This is a genomic window from Gluconobacter sp. DsW_056 (assembly GCF_002153595.1).
Lineage (GTDB): Bacteria > Pseudomonadota > Alphaproteobacteria > Acetobacterales > Acetobacteraceae > Gluconobacter > Gluconobacter albidus.
In genome coordinates, this window is the sequence record NZ_JOPF01000026.1 from 47,931 (window position 1) to 56,094 (window position 8,164).

The window sequence follows — 8,164 nt, forward strand, 5'->3', positions numbered from 1 at the left end:
TCTGATGTCTCTTTCAACCTCTTCGCGGATGCAGGGGCTGCCCGGTGCGGCAAGGCCGCGCGTCAGCGCGCCCGGCCTGAGCCTTGCCGCACCGGGCGGGCCATGCCCGCCCCTTCCCCCTCTCCTTATGCTGCCGCTTCTTCTTCCTCTCCTTCTCCCCCATCGTCGTTGACGCTCAGGCTTTCCATCGCGGCCAGCGCTTCGGCGGCCTCCGCCTCCCGACGCGCTGTATCCTCGGCCAGATCCGCCTCCAGAGACGCCATTTCTTCTTCCTTCTCCTCCAGAAGTGCAGCCTCGCGGAACGGCATCCCGTCGCGGGCACGGTAGCCGGGCAGCTTGCGCTCCGTCTCGGCAAGCAGCCGCTGCGCATCCGCAAGCTCGCTGTCGAAGCGCAGCAGCGTGTTCTCGATACGGGCGATAAAGCCAAGCGGGGCCGTGTCGTGATCAAAGTCGATCCCGATCATCCGGTCCTCGGCCACGATTGCGATGGTCGCCTCCCATTCGGTCTGGTCCATGAAGGTCGAACTCCAGGTCTCGCACACCAGCTCGAAGCCGCCGATCTCGCCGAGTGTCCACCGGCCCTTCGTTTCTGCGCGTTTGGCCGTGCGCGCCTGACCCATCAGCCACTTGCCGGCATCCTGACGTTCGGTCATCACATCCGACTTGCGCACAAGCTGGAACGCTTCGCCTCGTGTCGACTGGCGTTTCGCGATATCTGCCCGGATCTTCGGGATAAACGTCTCCGCAGTCCTCTGATCGCGCTCGGCCCGCTCGATCGCACGACGCACGTTGAACTGGTCGTCGTAATGGGCGGCCTTGAGACGACGCAGTCGGGCCAGCTCTGCTTCCAGTCCTGCCTTCTTCATCAGGCGCTCGTCGCCCGAAGCGAGTGCCTTCGCCATGGCAAACTGGTTCGCACTCTCGCCGATATCCTCCAGACGGCGGATTGACCGGTCTCCGGACATGGCCAGACACAGGAAACGCTGCTTGCGCTCCAGAAGCTGCCAGTTTGTGGCATCCACTGAGCCTTTCAGGGCATAGGCGTAAATCTGGATCACAGGGTTCTGGTTGCCCTGGCGTTCGATCCGTCCCTCACGCTGGATGATATCGGCCACCAGCCAGGGCACATCGAGATGGTGCAGGGCAATCAGACGCTGCTGTGCGTTGACGCCCGTGCCCATTGTCGCACTCGAGCCGATCAGGATGCGTTTGCGCCCGGAATTGAGATCCCGAAACAGTCCCTGCTTGGCCGCACTCTTTTTGTAGTGCTGCATGAACGCGATCTCGTCGCGCGGCACGCCCATCCGCATCAGCTCGTCGCGGATCCACAGATAGGCCGAAAAGCCCCGTTTCTCCAGCGCGGCTTCCGTGCCCAGATCCGAGAAGATCATCTGCACGGCCCCGGGCAGGTCATACGGCTTGCCGGTATCGGGATCGGTGTAACGATTGTCGCGCGTCGCCTTCCAGATGTCGAAGACCTTCGCGATCATGACGTTCAGCTTGTTGCTGGTGTCGTTGTCTTCCCAGGATCGGACAAAGCGCAGATCAATCGCCGCGTGACGCGCATCGTTGATCACGGACAGGATGATATCCTCACCCTTCTGCGGCTTGCCCTTACGCTCCTCGATCACCTTGATCCGCGCTTCCAGGTCCTTCTGGTAATCGCGGAAGGCCGGTCCGCTATCAGCGACGATGATCTGGCGACTGCCCGTAGCGATCTCGGGAAGTTTCACGTACTGACGCAGATCGTCCTGCTGCACCACGTCCGCGAAATGCCGGTACATGGCCATCAGGTCGGCCACGTTCACGAACTCCGCAAACCGCGTCACAGGCTTGTACAGCCCGCTCGGCTGAAGCTCGAGTTCGGTGCGGGTCTCCCCGAAATTGGCGGCCCACGCGTCGAACTCGTGCAGACCGCGCTCGATCAGGGCGTCGATCTGCTGGAAGCGCTGCACATTATACATCTCGCCCAGAGTGTTCGTAATCGGCGAACCCGAGGCCATAACAAGCTCGCGACCGGGATTGATGCGACTGAGATAGCGGGCCTTGACGTACAGGTCCCAGGCCCGCCCGCTGCCGTTCGGATCGACGCCCTTGAGGCTGGACTGGTTCGTGCCGAAGCTCAGTTTCCGGAACTGCTGCGCCTCATCCACAAGGATCTGGTCGATCCCGATCTCGCCAAGATGCACCAGATCGTCCTTGCGGCTGGCCAGCCCGTCCAGCTTCGCTTTCATCCCCTCCTTCATGCGCTCGATGCGTTTGCGCGAGATGCGGTCGTCGGCGTCGATCTCGCACAGCAGGCTCTCGTAAGACGCGATCTGCGCCTCGATCATCGCCTGCTCAAACGCGGTTTCGACCGGGATGAACTTGAAGGCGTCATGCGTGATGATGATCGCATCCCACTGTCCCGTGGCCGCACGTGCGAGGAAGCGCTGGCGTTTGGCCTTCACGAAGTTCGTCTCATCCGCGACCAGGATTTTCGCGGTCGGGTAGAGCATCAGGAACTCGCGGGCCATCTGCGCCAGACAATGTCCCGGCACCACAACCATAGCCTTCGAGATCAGGCCAAGACGGCGCTGCTCCATGATCGCCGCGCACATCGAGAAGGTTTTTCCCGATCCCACGGCGTGGGCCATGTAAGTGTTTCCCGTGGCGATGATGCGCCAGACCACCCGTTTCTGGTGGGCGCGCAGCTGGATCGTGGTGCTGGCCCCGGGCAACTGCAGATGCGCGCCGTCGAATGCGCGGGGGACGAGGTTGTTGTAGGTGTCGTTATACAGCCGCACCAGACGCTCGGCGCGCTCCGGCTCCTGCCACACCCAGGTCTGGAAGGCTGTCTTGATGGCGGCGAGCTTTTCCTTGGCGGCCTCGGTCTCCTGCGCATTCAGGGTCCGGTGCTCGCCGTTCTCGTCGCGCCAGGTGTCCCAGATCTGCGGGATGGCCTGATTGAGCGCATCCTCGATCAGTTCCCCTGCGGGACGCCGTTCGGTGCCCCAGACGGACGTCGCCTCCGCCTTGCCCCGGAATGGTCCCTTGTCCAGGGTCCAGGACGCCACCTCCTTTGTGTGCCACACGCCAGCGTCGACCCCGATGACTTCGGCGATGAAGCCCTCGATGTCGGCGGTCGGGATCCACGGTGCCCCCAAACGGGCTGTAATGTCGCTCGGCCGCAGATCCTCGGGCTGGGCCTCTTCCAGCGCAGCCACGGACCGGGCAAAGCGGGGGTCAGTCTCGGCCGCCTTGCGGGCCTCCGCCAGTTTTGTGCGCACCGCGCCTGACAGCGCCTCGTCGGCTGGCACCCAGACATCGCGCCCGGGCTGGCTGCGTCCGGCATCGAGATAGATGGCACTGCCCAGCTCGGCGATGACCTCGTCCTCGGACCGTCCCAGCAGTTCGGCAATGCGCGGGATCTCCACCACACCCGTCTCGTGCAGGCAGACCGCGAGCGCGTCATGGGCGCTGTGCACCTCCGGCTCCAGCGTCGCCTGGATCACACGCTCGGAGAACAGCGGCCCCTGTGTGCCGACCCGCCGGTCCTCGTCATACTCCTCGATCGAGCTGACCAGCCAGACGTCCGGATCGTCGTAGAAGGGCTGGAGGTTTGGACGCCGCTGCGTCGTGCTCTCGTCCCCGGTTTTGGGATCAACACGCGTGCTGGTGATCGTCAGGTTGATCGGGCCGAACTGGCGCACGAACGTCTGGTAGGCGCGCCTGAGGTCCGCCTGGAGTGCACTGTAAGGCAGGTTCTCCACCTGGGCGCGCAGGACCGCACGGGCGGCATCGCGGACGGGGATCAGGCCTTCGATGATGCGCGCGTGCTTCTGGAAGATGCCGTCCTTCTGCTCGCCTTTCTTGACCTTCACCGGCACCGACTGGCCGTCGATGATCTGGTGCAGCGCGCCCTTCTCGATCAGGTAGCTGCCTTCCTTGAGGCTCGCCCCCTCCCCTGCCGTGCCGACATCCGCACGGCGGCTTTCGCGCAGCGCCTCGACGTCGAGCGTCTGCGGCACCGGGAACCGGGCCAGCCTGGCCAAGCGGAAAAGCGCGCTCGGCAGGGCATCGTCGAGCATCAGCATCGGGTTCGGCGCGCAGGTGTATTCCGGCCCGAACTGTCCGCTCGTCCAGCCGTGCCGACCCAGCACCTGCTGACCGTTCTCTACGAAATAGCGGTTGATGCTGAGCGGTCCCTCCCCCTCATCCGTGTCGGGTAGATCCGCAACCTCCAGCCAGACGGTCCCGCCCGGGCTGTCTCCAATCTCGCGACGGCGCAGGACCAGCACGTCGACCACCACATCGGTCCCGGCATCATCGCGCATCGCGCCAGCCGGCAAGCGGACCGCCCCGACCAGATCCGCCGTTTCGAACAGGTACCGGCGTGCTGTGGCGTCGCGCTTGTCCATCGTCCAGCGTGACGTCACAAACAGACCCATCGCTCCAGGACGCAGGCGGGAGACGGAGCGTGCGATGAAGTAGTCATGCAGGGACAGGCCAAGGCGTCCCAGCGCGTCCGTGCCGCGCACCGTGCGGTTGCTGAACGGCGGGTTGCCGATCGTGAGGTCGAACTGCTCGGCAATCTTCGCCGTCGTGAAGTCCTCAGACCGCACCCACTGGTTCGGAAACAGCTTGCGGGCGATGCGGGCCGTCAGAGGGTCGTTCTCGATCGCCGTCCAGGCTGTCTTGGGGGCCAGTTTCTCCGGGATCGCGCCCATGAACAGACCCGTGCCACAGCCCGGCTCCAACGCGCGTCCGCCGCGGAAGCCCATCTGCGCGACCAGATCCCAAAGCGCATGTACGATCAGTTCCGGCGTGTAATGGGCGTACTGCGTGGCCCGTGCTAGTCCGGCCCGCTCCTGCTGACTGGTCAGCGTTTCAAGCTGCACGCCGATTTCCTCCCAGCCCTGACGGAAGGCTTCGCCAGGACGAGGGAATAGGCTGTTGGCCAGCTCCCCGGCTCCAAATCCCGTAAACTTCGCCAGCAAAGCCTGTTCGGAGGGCGTTGCATTGCGGCCGTCCGTTTCCAGTTCGGTCAGGAGACGGATGGCAGCGAGATTGTCCCGCGCCCGCGCTTTCCAGCCCTGGGCCAGATCGCGTGTGCCGCACAGGCGAAAGTCGATCTTCGGGGCCACCACAGGAGCGGCAGCGGCTTCTTTTGCGAGGGACGCAGCCTCGTCGAGCGCACGGTCTCCGGGCAGGTCGCCCCAGAACAGGGTATTGCTGCCGCCTCCAAGGGCTGAGGTATCGAAAAAGCTGAGCTGGGTCTTGCTCATGGGCGGAACTCCGGACAAGCGGCAGCGCCCGGTGCTGCACGAGGCAGACCGGGGGGCCGGAAAACAAACAGGATGGGTTTGGGCGAAAGGCGCTCAGGCCTTGCGGATCAGGTCACAGCGGGCCGAAGCGCAGGGAGATCTGCTCACGCTCACTGGACGACAGACGCGACAGGGCCTCTCGGTGATACGACGATCCCTGTCGGGCCTGACGTGCGACCTGCCACCAGGCATTCTGGTCCGAGCAGGTCACGCCGCGCAGCTGGGTGTCGGCGTGCTCGGGGCCGCAGCCTTCGAGAATGGTCCAGCCCTCGCGGTGGGCCTGAACCAGGCTGAAACTCTGTGTGGGGGTTGGGCGTGTGAGGGCCATGACGGGCATCGTCTTCTGTCTCCTTTCTGACCCTTTCCGGCGAGCGCGGCGTCGTTCTGGGCGGCAAGGGCGACGCGTCAGCGTCGGGACCGCCCGGCCCGCAGCGCCAGCGAGGACACGGACGGACCCACCCCTTGCGGCACAGGGCGATCCCGTGGTGCCTCCCCTCCTTCCTTTTTTCTTTTCTCTTTTTCCGTTCTCGCCTTCGTCTGTTGTGACCTGTGCTGGAGCGGTCAAGACAACACGATTTCGTTTTCAGAGCGGGTCAGGAAACTATCAGCGTCGGGTGCAGTAATAGACATATCGACTTGAAGTCATAACCTGTGCAGGCCATGTACAGGGCTCGTCCAGAACCTTGAGGGAATTTTATGACCGACCTGATCGAAACCCCGACACACCCTCATGCCGATCTTCTGCCTCTGACGGTTGATATCGTGGCCGCTTATCTGTCACAGAACGACCTGTCGGCAGAGCACCTGCCCGCGCTGATCCGCAGTGTGCATGACGCCCTCGCGACCCCGACCACGCCGGAGCCTGTCGCGGAAGACGCCCCGACCCCCGCCGTGAGCCCGAAGCGCTCCGTGTTTCCGGACTACATCATCTGCCTGGAAGACGGGAAAAAGCTGAAGATGCTCCGCCGTCATCTCAAGACGGCCTACAATATGACGCCGGAAGAGTACCGGGCCCGGTGGGGCCTGCCGCGCGAGTATCCGATGGTCGCACCCAGCTACTCTGAGAAGCGCTCGTCCCTCGCCCGCGAGATTGGCCTGGGCTCCACGACCCGTGCCTCTGCGCCGCAGGAGCCCTCCCCGGAGGAAGACACCCTTCCTCCGGTAAAGAAGCTTCCCGAGAAACGTCGCGGCCGTCCGGCCCGCGCCTGAAACTAGACCGGCCCTCCCCCGGTGCCGAAGGCTCCGGCCGGGAGGATCCAGTTCTCCGTCAGAACCGACGGGATCGATTGGGCTGACAGGCAGGCTGCCACGAGATCAGGGCGTGACCTGGCCGCGTGATAGAGCGCGCCCTCGGACGCAAGTTGATCAAGCCCTCGGTCACGTTTGATCGTGCAGCCGAAGTCCTTTTCATAGTTCACCAGCCTCGCAAACCGGTTCGCATCCATCCATTTCAGGGTGGCGAACTGGTCTGCATTGCCAAAGATACAGAACGCGCAGGACAGGCGCGAAAACCCGACCTGATAGGGATAGGCGGGCATGACGCGCCAACGCCTGAGAATGTCCCAGACTTTGGCCTCGGACCAGGCATGCACAGGGCGGAAGTGATCAACATGACGACGCCGCCGTGTCCCGTTCCTCGTGTCAGTCCGATGGGGCTCAAAGGCGGCATAGCGGGCCCGTGCGGGGCTCTCTTCGGCGCGTTCGCCTGTGACCATCAGGGTACGTCGGTTCAGGAACCGGTCCTGTCCCCGCAAGGCGCGATCGGCCACATCAACCTTGAGGCTCGCCGAACACCAGCGCACAGACAGGCTGGCTGAGACCTGGGGAAAACGCAGGCGTGTCCCCTCTGGCCCCTGCCCTCCTGTTCTGACGACCCCGTCAGGCGTTTCAAAAACAATCGGAGCTGTGGGCGTAGTGTCCCGCAGCATTTCGCGCTCGAAGCCCCCCTCGCGCCAGGAGCGATAGAGCGGCAGGTTGAAGTCGCGTGCGAGGGCAGCGACATACGGGCCTGTGGAGGGCCAGTCCATGAAGGACCGCCCTACCCCATCCACCTCGTGATGCCAGAGTTCGATGCGCTCGACCGGAGCACCGGCTTCCAGCAGCGCAAGCAAACAGGCTGTGCCGTCCTTGCCTCCGGACACGGCGACGATGATTCTGTCATAGGACGCGAGATCAGGGCTCATGATGCCCACCGACTGACCGGGGCGCCTGTCCGCACAGAGCGGCACATCAGAGCCTGGGCGATCGGGCGTTCCCGCAGCAGCAGCGGCTTTTCGTGGCGACCGTCCCAGGTCAGTCCCTCACAACGCGTCAGCAGCCCCATCTGGACGGCCGCTTCATCGCGACAGGCGCACACACGCTCATTGCCACCAGAGCTGCGGCGGCACGGCTCATCCGCAGGAGCGTCGCAGCCCGTGCAGGCAATCGTCAGCGCCGGATCACCGTCTTCCCAGTGCGTGTTGCAGCGGCGGCAGGTTGTGGGCTCCTGGGTATCCGTCCAGCGCATCGGAGGCCGGCCACGGGGGGTGGGAACATAGGGGAACTGGTAGCGTTGCATGATGCTCGATCCATCTCTGGTTCTTCAAACATCCTTGCGACGGCGTGTCGGGCGACCGGGGTGCAACAGTGCCGCGCAGCGGCAGGATCGGCGTCACCCGCACCCACGCGCAGCCGGCGAGCATGGGGAGGACGGGCGGCGACCCACCTGTTGCAGCACGGGCGGCTGACAGGCAGCGGCTCCTTCTTTTATCCTCCTTCTTTCTTCATCTCCTTGAGTAACGCGGCACGGCTGTAATGACGTAACGGCGTCATTACAGCGCAGGGGCACTCGCAGGCCACAGGCCCAACGGCGCGAGCCG

The 8,164-nt window shown here is 64.2% G+C and carries 5 protein-coding genes; 1 reads left to right on the forward strand and 4 read right to left on the reverse strand.

Going from position 1 to position 8,164, the window contains the following annotated elements; all coding sequences use genetic code 11:
- Positions 1-125 precede the first annotated feature (125 nt).
- Together HK22_RS14185 and HK22_RS14190 are read right to left on the reverse strand one after the other, a co-directional pair.
- On the reverse strand, positions 126-5,267 hold the full coding sequence (locus HK22_RS14185; protein ID WP_086649755.1) for a DEAD/DEAH box helicase family protein: 5,142 nt from the start codon (positions 5,265-5,267) through the stop codon (positions 126-128).
- A gap of 112 nt (positions 5,268-5,379) precedes the next feature.
- Positions 5,380-5,634 carry a hypothetical protein gene (locus tag HK22_RS14190; RefSeq protein ID WP_228119057.1) on the reverse strand — a complete coding sequence of 85 codons (255 nt, stop codon included), beginning with the start codon at positions 5,632-5,634 and terminating at the stop codon, positions 5,380-5,382.
- Between the two features lie 368 nt (positions 5,635-6,002).
- Between HK22_RS14190 and HK22_RS14195 the strand changes: the two genes are divergently transcribed.
- Positions 6,003-6,515 carry a MucR family transcriptional regulator gene (locus HK22_RS14195; RefSeq protein ID WP_086649757.1) on the forward strand — a complete coding sequence of 171 codons (513 nt, stop codon included), beginning with the start codon at positions 6,003-6,005 and terminating at the stop codon, positions 6,513-6,515.
- A gap of 2 nt (positions 6,516-6,517) precedes the next feature.
- On the opposite strand, the gene HK22_RS14200 is transcribed toward HK22_RS14195, so the two are convergent.
- Together HK22_RS14200 and HK22_RS15030 are read right to left on the reverse strand one after the other, a co-directional pair.
- Positions 6,518-7,489, reverse strand: coding sequence for a phosphoadenosine phosphosulfate reductase family protein (locus tag HK22_RS14200; RefSeq protein ID WP_198945560.1), 972 nt, complete (start codon positions 7,487-7,489; stop codon positions 6,518-6,520).
- Positions 7,486-7,863 (reverse strand): hypothetical protein, encoded by a 378-nt coding sequence (locus tag HK22_RS15030; RefSeq protein WP_158093573.1) that lies wholly within the window; start codon positions 7,861-7,863, stop codon positions 7,486-7,488. Before HK22_RS15030 ends, HK22_RS14200 begins: the two co-directional genes overlap by 4 nt.
- Between the last annotated feature and the right edge of the window lie 301 nt (positions 7,864-8,164).

Bases quoted from the DNA above. Each gene is read 5' to 3' on its own strand.
- HK22_RS14190 (WP_228119057.1), bottom strand. From the start codon at position 5,634: ATGGCCCTCACACGCCCAACCCCCACACAGAGTTTCAGCCTGGTTCAG.
- HK22_RS14195 (WP_086649757.1), top strand. From the start codon at position 6,003: ATGACCGACCTGATCGAAACCCCGACACACCCTCATGCCGATCTTCTG.
- HK22_RS15030 (WP_158093573.1), bottom strand. From the start codon at position 7,863: ATGCAACGCTACCAGTTCCCCTATGTTCCCACCCCCCGTGGCCGGCCT.
- HK22_RS14185 (WP_086649755.1), bottom strand. From the start codon at position 5,267: ATGAGCAAGACCCAGCTCAGCTTTTTCGATACCTCAGCCCTTGGAGGC.
- HK22_RS14200 (WP_198945560.1), bottom strand. From the start codon at position 7,489: ATGAGCCCTGATCTCGCGTCCTATGACAGAATCATCGTCGCCGTGTCC.